The following is a 16,506-nucleotide window of genomic DNA, read 5'->3' on the forward strand; positions in this document are numbered from 1 at the left end:
CTCCGGCCGCCGCGCGTGGCGACAGCAACGGCGCCTACTCCACGTCCGACTCGCTCGGCGTGTAGTCGGCGTTGCCGGTCGCCCAGCGATGGTAACCGATGATGAAGGGGTCGAGATCTCCGTCCTCGAGCACCGCCTCGACGTTGCCGGTCTCCACGCCGCTGCGAAGATCCTTCACCATCTGATACGGGTACAGCACGTAGCTGCGGATCTGGTTGCCGAACCCGATGGCGTGCTTGGGGCCGCGAATCTGGTCGAGCTCCTCCTCGCGCTTCTGCAGCTCGAGCTCGTAGAGGCGGGCCTTCAGGATCTGCATGCACGCCGCCTTGTTCTGGATCTGGCTGCGCTCGTTTTGGCAGGTGACCACGATGCCGGTCGGCAGGTGCGTGACGCGCACGGCCGAATCGGTCGTGTTGACGCCCTGTCCGCCGGGACCGCTCGCATGGTAGACGTCCACGCGGATGTCATCGGACGCGATCTCGATGTCGATGTCGTCGGGCAGCACCGGGATGACCTCGACGCCCGCAAACGTCGTCTGGCGGCGCTTCTTGTCGTCGGTCGGCGAGATGCGCACCAGACGGTGCACGCCCGCCTCGGCGCGCAGCATGCCGAACGCGTCTTTGCCCTCGACCGTGAACGTCGCGCGGTCGATGCCGATCACCTCTGCCGCCGGGCAGTCGTTGACCGTCACCTTCCATCCGCGGCGCGCGCAGTACTTCATGTACATCTTGAACAGCATGAAGGTCCAGTCCTGGGCCTCCAGGCCGCCCTGACCCGGCTTGATGGTGACGATGGCGTCGCCATGGTCGAACTTGCCGGTGAACCACGAAGAGAGCTCCATCTCGTCGATGGCATGCGTGAGCTGGGCCACGGTCGATGCGGCCTCCTTGAGGAGCTCCTCGTCGCCCCCCATCTCCTCGGCGAGCTCGAGCGCGGCGCGCGCGTCGGCAAGGCTCTCGCGCGCGTGCTCGACCGACTGGACGTCGTCGCGGTCGCGCGAGAGCTCCGCCATCAGCGAGCGGGCGGCCTCGGCATCATCCCAGAACCCCGGCTCGGCGCTCTTGCGCTCGAGCTCGGCCACGCGCTCGCGCTTCTCCTCCAGATGGAGATAGGACTCCACCTCCGCCAGACGGACGGCGAGGGAGTCCAGATCCTCCACGGTCACGGTGGACGCGTCCATTACACACGGTCCTTGCCGTGGCAGTTCTTGAACTTCTTGCCGCTGCCGCACGGGCAGGGATCGTTGCGGCCGACGTTGGCGTACGGGTCGCCGCTCTCATCCTTGCGGTACGTGCGCACGGTGGAGCCGGCGGCACCGGCCGTCCCCTGCGGGGCGCGTCCGGCCGCGTTGGCGGCGTTGGCCGCGGCCTGGCGACGAAGGGTCGAGGCGCCGTCCGGATCGGAGGGGCCGGAATAGGTCGCGTGGTCGAGCGCCGAGGGGGGCTCGGGCTTGGGGGCCTGGCGCACCTCGATGCGCAGCACGGTGCGCAGGTAGTCCTCGTACATGGTGTCGACCAGCGTGTGGAACGCGGCGAACGCCTCGGACTTGTACTCGACCAGCGGGTCGCGCTGACCGAAGCCGCGCAGGCCGATGCCCTGCTTGAGGTAGTCCATCTCCTGCAGGTAGTTCATCCAGCGCGTGTCGATGACGCGCAGCATGACCTGGGTGTTGAGGTCGCGCATGAGGTTCTCGCCCAGGCGCTCGGACTTCTGCTCGTAGCAGGTGTCGACGTAGGAGAGCACGTCGCGCTTGAGGTCCTCGTAGTCCTCGTCGCCGAACTCGGGGGCGTCCTGGTTGCCCGTGAGCTCCACGAGCCACTTGTGCAGGCCCTCGAGGTCGCGCTCGCCGGAACGCGAGTCGACCGCGCAGAACTCCTGCACGCAGCGCGACACGGTGTCGTCGATGACCTCGTCGATGTGCCCGGCCAGGTCCTTGCCGTCCAGGATCTTGTTGCGCTCGGCGTAGATGACCTGGCGCTGCTTGTTCATGACGTCGTCGTACTCCAGGACGTTCTTGCGCATGGAGAAGTTGATGTTCTCGACCTTGTGCTGGGCGCCCTCGACGGCCTTGGAGATGATCTTGTTCTGGATGGGCTGGTCGTCGGGCATGTCGTAGCGTTGCATCATGGCGCCGACCTTGTCCATGCGGTCGCCGCCGAACAGGCGCATGAGGTCGTCTTCGAGCGACAGGTAGAACTGGGTCTCGCCCGGGTCGCCCTGACGTCCGGAACGGCCGCGCAGCTGGTTGTCGATGCGGCGCGACTCGTGGCGCTCGGTGCCGATCACGGTCAGGCCGCCGGCGGCCAGCACCTTCTCGCGCTCGCTCGCGCAGATCTCGCGCGCCTCGGCGTACTTCTCCATATAGGTCCGCTTGTACTCGTCGGGGCTCTCGGCGGGGTCGATGCCCAGCGCGAGCGTCTCCTCGCGGGCGAGCTCCTCGGCGTTGCCGCCGAGCAGGATGTCCGTACCGCGGCCGGCCATGTTCGTGGCGATGGTCACCGCGCCCAGGCGCCCGGCCTGCGCGACGATGTGCGCCTCGCGCTCGTGGTACTTGGCGTTCAGGACCTCGTGGCGGATGCCGCGCTTGTTGAGCAGGCGCGACAGGCGCTCGGAGCTCTCGATGGAGACCGTGCCCACGAGCACCGGCTGGCCCTTGGCGTGGCGCGCTGCCACGTCGTCGGCCACCGCGTTGAACTTGGCGTCGATGGTGCGGTAGACCAGGTCATCGTTGTCCTTGCGGATGACGGGCTTGTTGGGCGGGATCACCTGGACGGCCAGGTTGTAGATCTCGCGGAACTCGGCGTCCTCGGTCAGCGCCGTACCGGTCATGCCCGAAAGCTTGTCGTACAGGCGGAAGTAGTTCTGCAGGGTGATGGTCGCGAGCGTCTGGTTCTCCTCGCGTACGAGCACGCCCTCTTTGGCCTCGATGGCCTGGTGCAGGCCCTCGGAGTAGCGGCGGCCCTCCATGATGCGGCCCGTGAACTCGTCGACGATCTTGACCTCGCCGTTCGTCACGACGTACTGCTTGTCGCGATGGAACATGTACTGGGCCTTGAGCGCCTGCTGCAGGTGGTTCACGAGCTGGCCGGACAGGTCGGCGTAGATGTCGTCGATGCCGAGACGCTGCTCGACCTTCTCCAGACCCTGCTCGGTGCAGGCGATGGTGTGCTTGGCCTCGTCCATGATGAAGTCGCCGGTGGGCTCGGGGCGCTCGGCGCCGACGGCCATGACGTCGAACTCGGGCTCCTCGCCACGGGTCAGGCCGCGGACGGCGCGCGCGAACTTCTTGTAGGTGTCGGCGGACTTGGTACCGGCGCCGGAGATGATGAGCGGGGTGCGCGCCTCGTCGATCAGGATGGAGTCGACCTCGTCGACGATGGCGTAGGCGTGGCCGCGCTGCACGCGCTGCTGCGGGCGGACGACCATGTTGTCGCGCAGGTAGTCGAAGCCGAACTCGGAGTTGGTGCCGTAGGTGACGTCGGCCTGGTAGGCCGGGCGCTTGAGATCGAGCTGCATGCCGTTTTGCAGCAGGCCGACCGTCATCCCCAGGAAGTGGTAGATGCGCCCCATCTGCTCGGAGTCGCGGCGCGCCAGGTAGTCGTTGACGGTGACGATGTGGACGCCCTTAGCGGGAATCGCGTTGAGGTAGCCGGCGAGCGTCGACACCAGCGTCTTGCCCTCGCCGGTCTTCATCTCGGCGATCTGGCCCTCGTGCAGCGCCATGCCGCCGATGAGCTGGACGTCGAAATGGCGCAGGCCGAGCGTGCGCTTGGACGCCTCGCGGACCACGGCGAACGCCTCGGGCAGCATGCTGTCGAGGCTCTCGCCGCCCTCATAGCGCTCGCGGAACAGAACCGTCTGATGGGCGAGCTCCTCGTCGCTCATCTTCTCATAGGTGGGCTCGAGATCGTTGATCTTGACGACCATCTTCTCGTAGCGCTTGAGGTCCTTGTCCGCCCCGAAGGAGAGCAGCTTTGAAACGAATCCCATGTGGTTTCCTTCTCATATCTTCGTGCGCAGTCATGCGCATGCACAGTCGATGATTACTCTAGCCAATTGCAGTTTGCGTTATGCGAAGGTTACGTGCAGTCACACGGAAACCATGCGGAACGACACGAAACGGCTCTGAATCAAAAGGCCAGTGCCCTGTCGTGCGAAAGAATCTCGCGATGTTGACGCTTTCTTGACTTCCGTCTCATACGCTCATGGCAGTGAGAAAGGAGACGGATATGTCGACGACGAATGAGGAGACCTTCGTTCCCGCAGGATTCGGCAGCGCCGAGCGCAAGCGGGACGACGCGCAGCACCCAAGGTGCGGCAAGCTCGCCGCCGCGGTCATCGGGGGCATCTGCCTCGCCGGGCTTATCGGCGCGTGCATCGCGTTCGGGCCGCAGCTCTGGGGCTTCTTCATGAACGGCGAGGCCGTGCGCGCGTGGGTCGATGCGCAGGGCTCGTTCGCACCGGTCGCCATGACGGCGCTGGTCGTGGCGCAGATCGCCGTCGCCATCCTGCCCGGCGAGCCCGTCGAGCTCGCCGCCGGCTACCTGTTCGGGTTCTGGGAGGGAACCGCCATCTGCCTTGCGGGTAGCCTTGTCGGCACGCTGCTGGTCACGCTGCTTGTGCGCCTTCTCGGCATGCGCGTCGTGCGCGCGTTCTTCTCCGCCGAGCAGATCGAGGGCGTCTCCTGGCTTCGCGACTCCGCGCGCTTCGAGCTGATCATGTTCGTCGTGTTCCTGATACCCGGCACCCCGAAGGACATCCTCACCTACGTGGCGGGGCTCACCACCTGCCCGTGGTGGCGCATCGCCGCGATCACCACGGTGGGACGGATCCCGTCCGTCATCACCTCGACGCTCGCCGCGGGCTTCGCCTCCGAGGGCAACTGGGTGGCAGCAGTTGCGGCGGTCGTGGTGGCGGTCGCCCTGGCTGTCGTCGGAACGGGCATCTTCGCCGTGATCAAGCGGCGTGCGAAGAGCTAGCCCGCTTATATCCGCAGGCGCCTGCCGCACGTGGGTACCGATTGTGCCCGTGCCCCCTAGAAACCGCTGATCAAAGGGCCTCGAGCCCCGCGGACCGGGGAGGCTGGGGGATCGACGGTACGCATATGGAACGCCGCCCTGTTGACTGTACGCTATAGGAACGCTTTCGGGCGAAAAACGTTGCTATAGCGTACAGTCAACAGGGCGGCGCTCCCATAGCGTACTCTCGATTCGGGCGACACCGCGGTGCGCGCGGGAAGCACTCGAATCCGGGCCGGAATCGGCAAATTCATCCGCACCCTTTAGGCCGAGCGCACCGGATGCCTGATCACGGTCTTGAGGTTTTCCGGCTTGGTGCGACGCGGATCCCCGAGGTAGATCTCGTGATGCAACCGGACCGTCGGCACGGCGCCGCCGGTATCGAGCGCGGCGAGTATCGCGGCTCCATCGAACGCCTTCGTAGCGCGATGCCCCGCAGGCGACTCCCCTCCCTCCGCGATATCGGCAGCAAGGCCCTGCGCCGAGATGAAATCCGAGAGGCGGGCGATCGTCGCCGGCTCGTCGTCATAGGGCCCCTTGTGCATGATCTGCGCGCACGGGCCCTCGGCAAACCGGACGAGTCTCAGCTCGCCCGCCTCGACCGCATCCGCGAGCTCGGGCTTCTTGGCGACCATCATGCCGCAGGCGCGCTCGAACGCCTCGGGCGTCACGAAATCGGGCTGACGGATGAGCGACACCCAGGACAAGGCCCCCTTGTCGGCGATCGAGGCGCCATCGAACGCACCGGAGCCCGCCCACCAGAGGCCCTCGAGCGGGGGCACCACATAGTCGAAATACCCTTTCGGCTGCCAATCGCCCATCTTCGCCATCTTGACGGTATACGAAAACCCGTAGAGCACGCCGAGGGCACGCTGGTACGCGCCGCCCTCCTCGTTGGGATCCCCCGTCCCCGCCATCGCGGCAAACGTCATGGCGGGCACATCGACAAGCGACGGCCTTGCCTTGGGAACATACAGGTCGCGGTATTCCTTCTTGAAGTCATACGCCATGGCGCGGCCCTCCTCCTTCTGCGCGCGGTGCCGCCCGAGGCGCCCCGAGCGAGTCCGGCACCGGGCCGAACGCCTCGGCCCTTCTACCAGGATACCCGCTAACAGGGTCCCGTAACGGTACCCAGAACTATGAGAGAGGGCGTCCAAAAGGGGCCTCACTCCCACTTCTGGGTACAGTTACGGGGCCCTGTTAGCGGGTAACGCCCGCCATCGTCCTCGTTTGCATGCGTCTACATAGCGCCTACTGCTGTCTCCACCTGCGAATGATGAACTGCCTGAGCCGCTCTTGACGTTCTTCGAAATCATCGGGGCGGTTGCCGGTCCTGATCCCTGCATTCTCGCTGATCGTCCTCATGACGCGCTGGAACGCCTCCCTGTCGAACAGCTGCTGCTTGTTGATCTCCACGATCTTGTATCCCATCTTCTGGAGTACATGGCGCCGCTCGTTGTCAATCGCGCTCTGCAGCTCCTCGTTGTGGCGCGCGCCCTGGTATTCCACATCCTGCCTGCCGCGTTTGATATAGGCATCGAAGATGATCTCCTTGCGCCTCGTAAGCCCCCGCGCCTCTTCATCGATAGCCACCCTATGCTTCATCGAAAGGTCGCGAACCTGAATGCCGCCAAGCCCGACCCTCACGGTGATGGCCATGGTCATACCAGTCTCCATAGGGCTGCGCGATCCTTCGCGCACGCTTCGCAGGGCACGCAGCGCTTTGGAACGCCCCCTACATGCATCGGGAAGCGACAGGAAGTAGTCTTTGAGCTTGCGAACCGTTGTCCTTGGCTCCTTTAACTCGCGATAGTCTTCCGCCGGATCTTCCGGCATCGAATAGAAGGAGCAGAGCTCGAAGTAGTACTCGATGAGCTCATATTCATCCATTGTGCGCGCCGCCTGAAAAGCGCAGAGCTCTATGCCTGCAAGATACACGCCGGAATCAAGCTTGATGAGGGATCTCGCCGGCAGATCGAGGCGCCACACATGGCAGCGGAGGCTATCGCTGTTGCGCTTGTCTCCTTCAGAGGGAACAAGCACATCGAGAGCGCGCATGTCGTACGGGGAGATGCCGAGCTGTTCAAGCGCTTGTCGGGCGGCACGAATGGACTCGACGGTAGGGGCATATCCTCGCAGCGGCATGTTCTGGTCGGGTAGCGAGGGACTCTCGAGTGAGACGTTGTGCGCGTTGTGAATGGTTCACGCGAGTGGGAAGCAAAGCACAATACTCATAATGGGTACAGCGTCGGCCATCCGCGCGAGTCATCGGCCGCATTTTGAGAAAGGCCCTCGCAAGCTTACCGGGCGCTTACCTTGAATCTAACGAGCGCGCCGGATTCTTGTTGGATTACCAACAAGAAAAGGGGCCTTTTGGCGAGCTTTAAACGACAGGGCGGCGAAAGGCTGAAGGCAGCGTAATGAAAAGGGGCCCGCGGGGGCCCCTGTGACGGTCTGGAGGCGAAGCCCGGATTCGAACCGGGGGTAAAGGCTTTGCAGGCCTCTGCCTTACCACTTGGCCACTTCGCCATCTATATGAGAAGGGCCGATCTTCCAATCGGCCCGAATCATGCGATGGAGCGGACAACGGGGCTCGAACCCGCGACCCCAACCTTGGCAAGGTTGTGCTCTACCAACTGAGCCATGTCCGCTTGCGAGGAAGTACTATACGGGAATTATCTCGCGTGTGCAACCCTCCTCATTCTCTCCACAACTCGTGGAAAGCCCGAATGCAAAGCCGCGCGGGGGGCGCACCCCCTCAGAAAAGGCACGCCTCGATGACCTCCGCGCCTCGCAGCGCGGAGAGCCACTCGTCCGGGATCCCCTCCATGCCGTAGACGATGCCGGCAAGCGCGCCCGCGACGGCAGCGGTGGTATCCGTATCATCCCCAAGGTTGACTGCCGCGAGCACGCACTCGGCGTAGCTCGACGTGTTCGCAAGGCACCACAACGCGGCCTCATACGTGTCGCGCACGTAACCGCCGGATTTGATGCCCTTTGCGGATCTTCCGGCAGCATCCCCCGCCACGTCCGCGACCTCGGCGCCACCGATGAGCTCGCGCGCAACCTTCACCATGGCGACGCACGCCTCCGTCGAGACGGCGTGCGCATGGGTAATCGCGGAGACGGCGCGCACTTCATCGTCCGTCGCGTCGGTGTACGCGAGCGGGACGGTGCGCATGAGGGAGCCGTTTCCGTTGTCCCACTCGCCGGAAAGACCGTGCCCGCGCTCGAGAGCCGCGCGCGTCGCGTTCCCGATATCAAAGAGGCCGTCGATGGTGTACGCGCCCTGGCGGTACCACCGGACGAAGCGGGCACGGATATCCTCGACGTCGATGCGCCCCAGCTCGCGATAGCTGTCGCAGATGGCGAGCGCCATGGACGTGTCGTCGCTCCACGTGCCGGCCGGCTGGTTGTGGCTGCCGTGCCCGATCATGCCCGTGCAGAGAAACGTCCCCCGGGGCCGAAACTCGTAGGGAACGCCCAGGGCGTCGGCCACCGCCTGGCCGTATATGCAATCGCGAAGCGTTCTTGCCATAGGTGTCCTCCTTTACAGGAAAGCGCCTTGCGGGAGGCCTGCGTGCGTTGTCAGGCGAGACCCGCGCACCACCCGAGGAGGCGTCGGCTTGTAAGCGCCTCATGATGGCGACGTGAAGGCCGCTGCCGGCTATTGGCTATTGGATTTGATCGCGATGCGTCCCAATTAGACGATATAACGGCGCATGATGCCGTCCGTGCACTTCACGCAGAACCTTCCCGTGATGTCGATGGTCGACAACGTGGTGTACCCGCATGAGCCGCACACGTACTTGAGCATGGGCGCCCTCACGCCGCCCGCCACGTCCCGGAGCTCCTCAGCCGGCAGCTCCTCGCAATAATCGCTCGTACTTCGATCGATGCCGTGCTCGTCCATGGTGCCTCCTTGTGGCCGTTGGTCCCCATCGGCGCGCGAGACGTATGCGATGGCCCCGCGGCACCCGATGACACCTCGAACTATACCACCGCGCAGGAGGCCGCCGACACACGGCTCCGAATAGCTCCCAGCTAATGAAACCCTCCTTTTCGAGCGATACGATGCCCACATGCTGGTAAGTAGTTGCAGATCGTGAAGGAGAAATCGAACCATGCAAGACATGCAAAGCAAGCCGATGTCGGCAAGCGGGATCATCGGGCTCGTGTTCGGCGGCATCGCGCTGTTGACGAGCTTCATCCCCATCATCAACAACGCGTCCGCGATCTTTGGATTGGTCGGTGCGGTGCTTGGCGTTTGCAGCCTCGTGAGCACGCGTAAGGGCGGCAAGAAGTCCGGACGGACGCTTGCGGTCGTCGCGCTCGTCATTTCCGTTCTCTCGGTAGCGATCGTATTGGCCCTGCAGGCCCAATGGTCAGCGATGCTTTCGTAGCCGATGCGCCGTATAAGGAGAAAGCGACAGCACCTGCCGAATCCCATGAGAATCCAGGCGCGGACAACGACTTCTAGCGGCCAGCTTGGTATCAAGCAGTTAATTGGGAAGGAACTATTGGTATGAAACGAAATTACTTGCTCTCTGCCCGCATCCCCGCAACCGCCTTTCTTGCGCTATCCCTCTCGATCGGCTCGCTCGGCGCGCTCACGGGATGCAGCGATGATTCGCCGCAAGGTGGATCTGAGCCCGTCGCCACCGCTCAACAAGACGCCGCAACGGAATCCCAGGAGAGCACGGAGCAGACCGAAGCCGAAGCCGAGCCCGCGGTCGATCCCGATGTTCCCACGGAATACCTCTCCGCGTTGACGCAGGCCACTTCCTACAGCGACACCCTGCACATGTCCAAACAGGGCATCTACGATCAGCTGGTGTCAGAATATGGCGGACAGTTTGCTCCAGAGGCCGCCCAGTACGCTATCGACAACGTCAGTGCCGACTGGAACGCCAACGCGCTGGCAAAGGCGCAGAATTATAGCGACACCATGCATATGTCCAAGCAGGGAATCTTCGATCAGCTGGTTTCTGAGTACGGGGAGAAGTTCACTGCCGAAGAAGCGCAGTACGCCATCGACAATCTCCAGGCCGACTACAATGCGAATGCATTGGAGAAGGCGCATGACTACCAAGAGACGATGAGCATGTCACCCGAGGCCATCCGCGATCAACTGACCTCTGAATACGGCGAGAAGTTTACGCAAGAAGAGGCTGATTACGCAGTGGCGAATCTGTAGACACGACAAGACAGCTGCCATCTTCAAGAGACAGGAGGCTTCGGCCCCCTTCTCGTGTGGCGGCATCACGTGCGGCGGGGCGGCACGGCACGCCCCGCCGCCATTCCGCCTGTGAACCTCCGCTTTTCGCGTAAAAGCGCACCGCGCCGACGCGGCGCTCTACTCCCCATCCTTCCAGCGGCGCAACGTGGGCAGCACCGCGCCAAGCAGCGAGGCGGACTCGTCGACTGTCCAGCCCATCGCTTCCGCCATGCGCGGAGCGCAGTCCTCGATCATCTCGTCCATCGTGGTCTCGTAGGTATAGGCTCCGTTCTCATAGCACCAGCGGCAGAAATCCTCCGCCTCGGAGCCATCCGCGTTGTGCCCGTGCTGGTCGGGCGCGGTGAACATCATGCCGCAGCTCTGGCAGTAGTGCTCGGGCATGTCCAGCAGCTCGGTAATGGGGACATCGAGCTCGCGCGCGATGAGCTTGATCATGTCGATGCCGGGCTCGGTCGCCCCGGTTTCCCAACGGCTCACCGCCTGGCGGGTGATGTAGAGCCGTCGAGCCAACTCCTCTTGGGTCAGCCCGCGCTCGCGACGCAGGCGCGCGAGCGTGTTTTTCATGATCATGGAGGTCTCCTTTCGTCGTTGCCCTGCCACCATTGTCCCCGCGCGCAGCGCCCTCGTCGAGCAACAACCCGTTGCGGCATCTCAGGCGTCGCACGCCGATATCCCGGCGCCTCGAACCCATACGAAGCGCACAATGGGTGCGACGAGCATCGGAGGAGATGGATATGGGCTCCGTATATGGCGTGATAGCGGGACATGCGCTGCTGGCTCTGTGCGCCGCGCTCTATCTAACCTGGTGGGCGATCTTCTTCCGACCTAAAGCGCGTCCGAGCGACCTGATCCGCGGCGTTGGCGTCGCCTGCATCGGCGGCGCGGCGGCAACGGGCCTGGGCGGTGTCGGGGCCGCGGGATGGGATATCGCGCGCATCGCTGGCACGCATTCGATATCCGGATGGAAATTTCTTATTGCGGCAGTTCTGGCGTATGCGGTGCTCGCCCTGTCGACGCGATGCTTTTTCGAACGCCCGGTCACTACCGAGCTGCTTCTCATCGTGACATGGTGCGTCTTCGAGCTCTGGTGCGTCGCAACCCTGTCGAAGGCGGATATGCTGGCCGAACCCTGGCCGACGATCCTCAGCGGCTCCGTGCTCGTTTTTTCTGCGATCAATCTCGTGTGCTACGTCTTGTACTACCGCTTACCGCCCGTACCCGCCTTTATCGACAGGACGGTGCCGCTCGTCTTGGCGGGCATCGCGGCCGTTATGATGGTCGCCGCGTTGCTTTAGCCGCGCTGCACGTCGAGGGCCCTTAAGCAACCGCCCCGTGGCCCGAGCGACTTGACGTGATGGAAGCCGAGTGGAGGCTGCGGCCCCAAAGAAGTGCTGAAAAATCGACGTTGTGGACGGCTCGTTTCCGAATGCCCCGAAATGCGCACTTCCTGCGCAGGTGCTACCTGCGGAAACGCCGGCTCTGCAGGTGCCGTTTTGGGCGGGTCCGGATTTGAGCCGTCCACAACGTCGATTTTTCAGCAACTTTTCCGCCCACAGCCTCCCCTGCCCCGCCGCAGCACACGGTTCGACCCACGGACGCAAACCGCAAGATCAGCAGCCGGCATGAACCGCGACGGCAAAAGGGGCGCACGTGAAGCGCCCCTGCGCTACTCCCCCTCGTTCGGCGCCGACGGCGCAACAGGGGCATCGGGTGCGGAGGGCGCCGAGACGTCGATCTCGCCGAGCTGCGCGATCTGCTCGAGGGGGAAGATGCCCGTGGGATCGTCCACCTCGACGCCACCGAGCACGATGCTGTCGTCGCGCATATCGATCTGCGCGGTGAACACGTTCGGATCGAAACCCGAGACCAGGAACCCCAGGGCCGCGAGAACGATGCCAAGCGCCACCAGTCCGCCCGACACGGCTAAATATGCCTTCTTTGCGCTGGTCATAACCTGTCCTTTCTAGTTGAGCGGACTCGCGACGGCGAAGTGCGCGGGCCCATCGGAAGCCGTGTTGCCGCCGGCGTGCGGCTCGGCGGAAAGGGAGCCGCCCGTCCCGCCCGAGGTGCGGCCGCGATCCTTGCGGAAGGGAGAGAGGGCCTTTTTCACCCAGAGGACCGAAAGCCGAGCGATCTGCTTGGTGACGGTCCACGCGCCCGCGCCCAGCAAGAGCGTCGTGCCGACGAAGGCGAAGCCGACCCCCGTCATGGCAAGGACAAACGGAGCGTGCCCGATCGCGATACCGGTGGTCGCGAGCACAAACGCGGCGGCACCGACAGCACCCAGGCCCGCCGTGATGATCCACACGCACGCCGCCAGCGCCCAGATGGAGATATAGACCATGACGGCCACCGCAGCGAAGCCGAGAGCGAGGACGATCCACAGGGGCGACCCCAGGATCGCCAGCGCCCACAGAACCGCATTCCCCTTGCGCCTGGTCTTTGCGATCGCGCGCGGCACGGCGGGAAGGTCATCGAGAATCGCCTCTGCAACCTCCTGCGGGGAGCCGACCGCGGCGACCGCCTCCTCCTCGCTCATGCCGTCTTCCATGCGGTCGGCGATGGCCTCGGCATAGAATTCCTTCGACTCCTCCACCTGATCTGCCGGCAGGCAGGCGAGCAGCTCGCCCAGCCTCTCAACGAACTCGTCCCTCGTCATGATCGCGCCCCCTCCACGTAGCGGTAGATTTCCTGCACGGACGGCCATTCGGCCAAGAACTCGTCGATGCGGGTTCTGCCAGCCTCCGTGATGCGGTAGTACTTGCGCAGCCGCCCGTTATGCTCGGCGGAGCGGACGGTGATGCATCCCGCCTTCTCAAGACGCTTAAGCAGCGGGTAGAGCGTGGACTCCGTGAGCCCCATGGATGCCGGGACGTCCCTGATCTCGGGAGCCCGTTGATCGATTGCGTTCGCCCGCGTGCCACCGTGGTGCAGGATGAATCGACCGGTGGTTCCCTGAGCTGGCGGGGCATGTTGTCGAGCGCCGGTTGACCTCTCGCAAGAAACGTCAACCAGCGCTCCTTTGATTCAACCCGTGCGCGACCTCATACTGAAGATGGCAGCCGGCAGCCACCTATCCGTCATTTCAAGGGAGAAATCATGAGCGTATCCGTCAATATCTGCCGCACGATCCTGCGCGAGCGCCGCCGCATGGGCATCACGCAGGAGGCGCTCGCCGCGCACCTGGGGGTCTCAAAGGCCGCCGTCTCGAAATGGGAGCTCGGGCAAAACCTGCCCGACGTGAGCCTGCTGCCGTGCATCGCCGCGTTGTTCTCGATCACGCTGGACGAGCTCTTCGACTGGCGCGACGAGCTCACCGAGGAGGAGTCCGCCGCGCTCTACGCCGAGGTCTACGCGCTGGGAGAGAAGGACCTTCCAGCAGCCCGAGAACGCCTGCAGGCGCTCGCGACGGAGCACTATTCGGATGCGACCCTGCTGCTCATGTTCGCATCGCTCCTCACGGTATGGGCCGACGGCATGGCGACGCCGTTCGGCCCAGCGGCCGAGCAGGGCAGCGCGCCTGACACCGCAGCGCTCGCCGAAGAGGCGCTCGCCCTGGCCGACCGGGCGCTCGAGGTCGCGACGGACCCGTCCGTGCTCTTTCTTGCGCAGCAGCAGAAGGCGACGACGCTCTTCCAAGCAGGGCGCTATGAGGAGGCCGTGTCGCTGCTGGAGCCGCTCGCCAAGCGGCAGGACGCAAGCACCGCGGTGATGCTGCTCGTCTCGTCCTACCGCAAGACCGATCGCACCGATGACGCCCTCGACCTCCTGCAGGCAGAGCGGCTTCGCGCCGCGAGCTTCGTGCTCTCCTCGCTCATGCAGGAGGTGGGCATACGGGGCGACGCCGCGTTCGCGCGCGCTGCCGGCAAGGCAGCCGAGACGGTCTTCGACGCCCTGGACATGGGCTCGGTGAACCCTTGGCACCCCATCAGCATGGCGCTCGAGGAAGCCGAGGCGCTTCGTCGAGCAGGCGAGCAGAGCGACGCCGTCGGGGCGCTGAGCCGCGCGGTCGATGCCGCCAAGACCGCTTCTGTCCCCTCCCCCTCCCTCTCGGAATCCCCGCTCTACGATCGCCTGGTCGACAAACTCGACCCCGCCCGCTCCGGCGAAGCATGGGCCGAACACAAGGCGCGTCAGGCTGACGAGGCCTCGAAGCTGATGGGACAGGCCCTTGTCGCAACGGTCGAATCGCCTGAATGGAGGCAGTTCGCGGGAGACGACCCGCGCTATCGGGAGGTCGTCGCAGCCGCACGGCGGCTGTCGGGCAAGGAGCCGGACGGCCGCATAGGATAGCGCCCGGACGAAGCACCCAATATATCTGCCGACAGGACGGAACCGAATGGGTTGGAACGAACCCGTCCCCAAACAACCCATCCATGTCTTGACCCTATTATTACAGTCATTATAATAATTGCTGTAATAACTATGCTGACCTGGGGAAGCTGGTGAAAAACTTGCTGGAACCGAGCATCAGCGCGCTTCGACGAATCCTTTGGAAGGGCGGGGCCCATACCAAACGGGAGCTCTCCGACCTGACGGGGCTCTCGATCGCCACCGTGAACGCCGCCCTCAACGATATGAACCGCACGGGCGAGATCCTTGCGGCGGGCGCTCGTCACGGGGGCGCGGGCAGGACCGCGCAACTCTATCGCGCAAACGAGGCCTTCTCCCCCGTTCTCGCCGCCCATGTCGACATCGATCGCGGAGCGCGCGTGCTCGTAAGGGCCGTGCTTTCCGTGACCGGGCGCGTCCTCGACAGGGACGAGACGCGCCTGCCCGAGCTTGACGGCGCTACCCTCGTGAGACTTATCGGCGACTGGAGGCGATCCCATCCGGAGTCGGCGCAGGCGTCCGTGGGGATTCCGGGGATCGTAGCCGAAGGCGTCGTCAGCCACTGCGACCTCCCGGAACTCGACGGCATGGACATCGTGTCCGACCTCGAAAGGGAACTCGGTGTTCCCGCGCTTGCCGCCAACGACATGCACCTCAAGGCTTACGGCTTCTTTCGCGAACTCGGAGATGCGAAGAAGACCGTGACTCTTGCCAACTTCCCCATGGGCGTGCGCCCCGGAACGGCGACGATCGCAAACGGCGCGGTCGTGACGGGGGCCGGCCAGTTCGCGGGAATGGTGGGCTTCATACCCGCGGGAACGCACGGCGCCCTCACGGCACCCGATCCCGAGGACTTCTCGAAGCCGTGCCCGGAGCTTGTCGCGCACGCGCTTGCGGCCGTGGTGACGGCGCTCAACCCGGACATCATCCTGTGCACAGGCGGGCTTCTCGATGAGGATGCCGCGCTCGAGCAGGTGCGGTACATGTTGGAGCAGTGGATTCCCAAAGAGTTCGTCCCGCACCTCGAGCGCCGGGATGACCTCGAGAACTGCTATCTGAGGGGTCTTCTAGCGCGCGCCCTGGATGCGCGCCTTTCGGACCCCTTGTCGATCGGGCGCTTGGCGCCAGAAGAAGGGAGCCGAATATGACGAACGAGACCATGACGGAGGCCCAGCGCCGCGATCGCGGGCTCTGGTACGACGCGAACAACGATGCGGAGCTCGGCGAGGAGCGCTCGCGCGCGGACGACACCTGCTTCCTGCTCAACCAGACGCTTCCGAGCGATCGCGAGGGCCGCGAGAAGATCCTGCGCGCGCTTCTCGGGCAGATGGGCGAAAGCGTCGAGATCCTGGGGCCGCTGTATGTCGACTATGGCTACAACGTGAGCATCGGGGCCGGGAGCTTCATCAACCACGGCGCCTTCCTCATGGACGGCGCCCCCATTCGCATAGGCGAGCACGTCTTCATCGGGCCGAACTTCGGCGCATACACGGCGCAGCACCCGCTCACGGTGGAGGAGCGCAACGCCGGCCTCGAGCGAGCGCTCCCCATCACCATCGAGGACGATGTGTGGATCGGAGGAGACGTCACGGTCCTGCCGGGCGTGACCGTGGGCCGCGGGGCGGTGATCGGCGCGGGCAGCGTGGTCACGCGCGACGTGCCGACCGGCGTCGTGGCCGCAGGAAACCCCTGTCGCGTGCTGCGCGAGATCACCGAGAATGACCGTCCCGCATGCGGACGGGGAGAAGAGTAGCCCATGCATCGTCGAATCCTGAACGAACGGCTCGCCGCCATCGTGGCGAGCATCCGGCACGGGGAGATGATCTTCGTGGCCGACGCGGGGAGCGGGTTTCCAACGGTGCGCCCCTGAGGGAAACGTCGACAGATCCACCCCGCCACGTTCCCAGCGATGCCCCA

17 protein-coding genes and 2 tRNA genes are annotated in these 16,506 nt (G+C 64.6%); 7 read left to right on the plus strand and 12 right to left on the minus strand.

The window, feature by feature from the left end:
- Positions 1–34 precede the first annotated feature (34 nt).
- Positions 35–1,180, minus strand: coding sequence for a peptide chain release factor 2 (prfB, locus tag B5F74_RS04935; RefSeq protein ID WP_087200534.1), 1,146 nt, complete (start codon positions 1,178–1,180; stop codon positions 35–37).
- Entirely contained in the window at positions 1,180–3,990 is a 2,811-nt protein-coding gene (gene secA / locus B5F74_RS04940) for a preprotein translocase subunit SecA (protein WP_087200536.1), read from the minus strand. Before secA ends, prfB begins: the two co-directional genes overlap by 1 nt.
- Positions 3,991–4,229: 239 nt before the next feature.
- Here secA and B5F74_RS04945 point away from each other — a divergent pair, with 239 nt between their 5' ends.
- Complete coding sequence (locus B5F74_RS04945; protein ID WP_087200538.1) at positions 4,230–4,979, plus strand: VTT domain-containing protein; 750 nt, start codon at positions 4,230–4,232, stop codon at positions 4,977–4,979.
- A gap of 302 nt (positions 4,980–5,281) precedes the next feature.
- Here B5F74_RS04945 and B5F74_RS04950 read toward each other — a convergent pair whose 3' ends face one another.
- The 6 genes from B5F74_RS04950 to B5F74_RS04975 all read right to left on the minus strand — a co-directional run bounded on the left by B5F74_RS04950 (position 5,282) and on the right by B5F74_RS04975 (position 8,931).
- Positions 5,282–6,028, minus strand: coding sequence for a GyrI-like domain-containing protein (locus tag B5F74_RS04950; protein WP_087200540.1), 747 nt, complete (start codon positions 6,026–6,028; stop codon positions 5,282–5,284).
- Positions 6,029–6,269: 241 nt separating this feature from the next.
- Entirely contained in the window at positions 6,270–6,908 is a 639-nt protein-coding gene (locus B5F74_RS04955) for a hypothetical protein (RefSeq protein WP_143753786.1), read from the minus strand.
- A 565-nt stretch (positions 6,909–7,473) separates the two neighbouring features.
- Positions 7,474–7,547: transfer RNA gene (locus B5F74_RS04960), tRNA-Cys, on the minus strand.
- 46 nt (positions 7,548–7,593) lie between these two features.
- A tRNA-Gly gene (locus B5F74_RS04965) sits at positions 7,594–7,669 on the minus strand.
- A 107-nt stretch (positions 7,670–7,776) separates the two neighbouring features.
- Positions 7,777–8,556: an ADP-ribosylglycohydrolase family protein gene (locus B5F74_RS04970; RefSeq protein ID WP_087200544.1), complete on the minus strand. Its 780-nt coding sequence runs from the start codon at positions 8,554–8,556 to the stop codon at positions 7,777–7,779.
- A 165-nt stretch (positions 8,557–8,721) separates the two neighbouring features.
- Positions 8,722–8,931 carry a hypothetical protein gene (locus tag B5F74_RS04975; RefSeq protein WP_087200546.1) on the minus strand — a complete coding sequence of 70 codons (210 nt, stop codon included), beginning with the start codon at positions 8,929–8,931 and terminating at the stop codon, positions 8,722–8,724.
- Between the two features lie 211 nt (positions 8,932–9,142).
- Here B5F74_RS04975 and B5F74_RS04980 point away from each other — a divergent pair, with 211 nt between their 5' ends.
- Both B5F74_RS04980 and B5F74_RS04985 read left to right on the plus strand, forming a co-directional pair.
- The gene (locus B5F74_RS04980; RefSeq protein WP_087200548.1) at positions 9,143–9,421 is read left to right on the plus strand and encodes a hypothetical protein; all 279 of its coding nucleotides are present in this window, start codon (positions 9,143–9,145) and stop codon (positions 9,419–9,421) included.
- Between the two features lie 122 nt (positions 9,422–9,543).
- Positions 9,544–10,215 carry an Ltp family lipoprotein gene (locus B5F74_RS04985; protein WP_087200550.1) on the plus strand — a complete coding sequence of 224 codons (672 nt, stop codon included), beginning with the start codon at positions 9,544–9,546 and terminating at the stop codon, positions 10,213–10,215.
- Between the two features lie 159 nt (positions 10,216–10,374).
- On the opposite strand, the gene B5F74_RS04990 is transcribed toward B5F74_RS04985, so the two are convergent.
- Positions 10,375–10,827 carry a zinc ribbon domain-containing protein gene (locus B5F74_RS04990; RefSeq protein ID WP_087200552.1) on the minus strand — a complete coding sequence of 151 codons (453 nt, stop codon included), beginning with the start codon at positions 10,825–10,827 and terminating at the stop codon, positions 10,375–10,377.
- 164 nt (positions 10,828–10,991) lie between these two features.
- On the opposite strand from B5F74_RS04990, the gene B5F74_RS04995 reads away from it, so the two are divergent.
- Positions 10,992–11,552 (plus strand): hypothetical protein, encoded by a 561-nt coding sequence (locus tag B5F74_RS04995; protein WP_087200553.1) that lies wholly within the window; start codon positions 10,992–10,994, stop codon positions 11,550–11,552.
- Positions 11,553–11,923: 371 nt separating this feature from the next.
- On the opposite strand, the gene B5F74_RS05000 is transcribed toward B5F74_RS04995, so the two are convergent.
- The 3 genes from B5F74_RS05000 to B5F74_RS12760 are packed head-to-tail and all read right to left on the minus strand — an operon-like array spanning position 11,924 to position 13,284.
- Positions 11,924–12,208 (minus strand): hypothetical protein, encoded by a 285-nt coding sequence (locus B5F74_RS05000; RefSeq protein ID WP_087200555.1) that lies wholly within the window; start codon positions 12,206–12,208, stop codon positions 11,924–11,926.
- 12 nt (positions 12,209–12,220) lie between these two features.
- Positions 12,221–12,916 (minus strand): DUF1700 domain-containing protein, encoded by a 696-nt coding sequence (locus B5F74_RS05005; protein WP_087200557.1) that lies wholly within the window; start codon positions 12,914–12,916, stop codon positions 12,221–12,223.
- Positions 12,913–13,284: a PadR family transcriptional regulator gene (locus B5F74_RS12760; RefSeq protein WP_343217547.1), complete on the minus strand. Its 372-nt coding sequence runs from the start codon at positions 13,282–13,284 to the stop codon at positions 12,913–12,915. Before B5F74_RS12760 ends, B5F74_RS05005 begins: the two co-directional genes overlap by 4 nt.
- A gap of 72 nt (positions 13,285–13,356) precedes the next feature.
- Between B5F74_RS12760 and B5F74_RS05015 the strand changes: the two genes are divergently transcribed.
- The 3 genes from B5F74_RS05015 to B5F74_RS05025 all read left to right on the plus strand — a co-directional run bounded on the left by B5F74_RS05015 (position 13,357) and on the right by B5F74_RS05025 (position 16,342).
- A complete protein-coding gene (locus B5F74_RS05015; protein WP_087200560.1) occupies positions 13,357–14,550 on the plus strand; it encodes a helix-turn-helix transcriptional regulator in 1,194 nt (397 codons plus the stop codon).
- A gap of 152 nt (positions 14,551–14,702) precedes the next feature.
- Positions 14,703–15,737: an ROK family protein gene (locus B5F74_RS05020; RefSeq protein WP_087200562.1), complete on the plus strand. Its 1,035-nt coding sequence runs from the start codon at positions 14,703–14,705 to the stop codon at positions 15,735–15,737.
- Positions 15,734–16,342 (plus strand): sugar O-acetyltransferase, encoded by a 609-nt coding sequence (locus tag B5F74_RS05025; RefSeq protein WP_239283362.1) that lies wholly within the window; start codon positions 15,734–15,736, stop codon positions 16,340–16,342. Before B5F74_RS05020 ends, B5F74_RS05025 begins: the two co-directional genes overlap by 4 nt.
- Positions 16,343–16,506 lie beyond the last annotated feature (164 nt).

It is taken from the genome of Collinsella sp. An271, from assembly GCF_002159695.1.
Classification (GTDB): Bacteria; Actinomycetota; Coriobacteriia; order Coriobacteriales; family Coriobacteriaceae; genus Collinsella; species Collinsella ihumii.

Excerpts from the sequence above, each read along its gene's own strand:
- prfB (WP_087200534.1), bottom strand. The coding sequence starts at position 1,180 with ATGGACGCGTCCACCGTGACCGTGGAGGATCTGGACTCCCTCGCCGTC.
- secA (WP_087200536.1), bottom strand. The coding sequence starts at position 3,990 with ATGGGATTCGTTTCAAAGCTGCTCTCCTTCGGGGCGGACAAGGACCTC.
- B5F74_RS04945 (WP_087200538.1), top strand. The coding sequence starts at position 4,230 with ATGTCGACGACGAATGAGGAGACCTTCGTTCCCGCAGGATTCGGCAGC.
- B5F74_RS04950 (WP_087200540.1), bottom strand. The coding sequence starts at position 6,028 with ATGGCGTATGACTTCAAGAAGGAATACCGCGACCTGTATGTTCCCAAG.
- B5F74_RS04955 (WP_143753786.1), bottom strand. The coding sequence starts at position 6,908 with ATGGATGAATATGAGCTCATCGAGTACTACTTCGAGCTCTGCTCCTTC.
- B5F74_RS04970 (WP_087200544.1), bottom strand. The coding sequence starts at position 8,556 with ATGGCAAGAACGCTTCGCGATTGCATATACGGCCAGGCGGTGGCCGAC.
- B5F74_RS04975 (WP_087200546.1), bottom strand. The coding sequence starts at position 8,931 with ATGGACGAGCACGGCATCGATCGAAGTACGAGCGATTATTGCGAGGAG.
- B5F74_RS04980 (WP_087200548.1), top strand. The coding sequence starts at position 9,143 with ATGCAAGACATGCAAAGCAAGCCGATGTCGGCAAGCGGGATCATCGGG.
- B5F74_RS04985 (WP_087200550.1), top strand. The coding sequence starts at position 9,544 with ATGAAACGAAATTACTTGCTCTCTGCCCGCATCCCCGCAACCGCCTTT.
- B5F74_RS04990 (WP_087200552.1), bottom strand. The coding sequence starts at position 10,827 with ATGATCATGAAAAACACGCTCGCGCGCCTGCGTCGCGAGCGCGGGCTG.
- B5F74_RS04995 (WP_087200553.1), top strand. The coding sequence starts at position 10,992 with ATGGGCTCCGTATATGGCGTGATAGCGGGACATGCGCTGCTGGCTCTG.
- B5F74_RS05000 (WP_087200555.1), bottom strand. The coding sequence starts at position 12,208 with ATGACCAGCGCAAAGAAGGCATATTTAGCCGTGTCGGGCGGACTGGTG.
- B5F74_RS05005 (WP_087200557.1), bottom strand. The coding sequence starts at position 12,916 with ATGACGAGGGACGAGTTCGTTGAGAGGCTGGGCGAGCTGCTCGCCTGC.
- B5F74_RS05015 (WP_087200560.1), top strand. The coding sequence starts at position 13,357 with ATGAGCGTATCCGTCAATATCTGCCGCACGATCCTGCGCGAGCGCCGC.
- B5F74_RS05025 (WP_239283362.1), top strand. The coding sequence starts at position 15,734 with ATGACGAACGAGACCATGACGGAGGCCCAGCGCCGCGATCGCGGGCTC.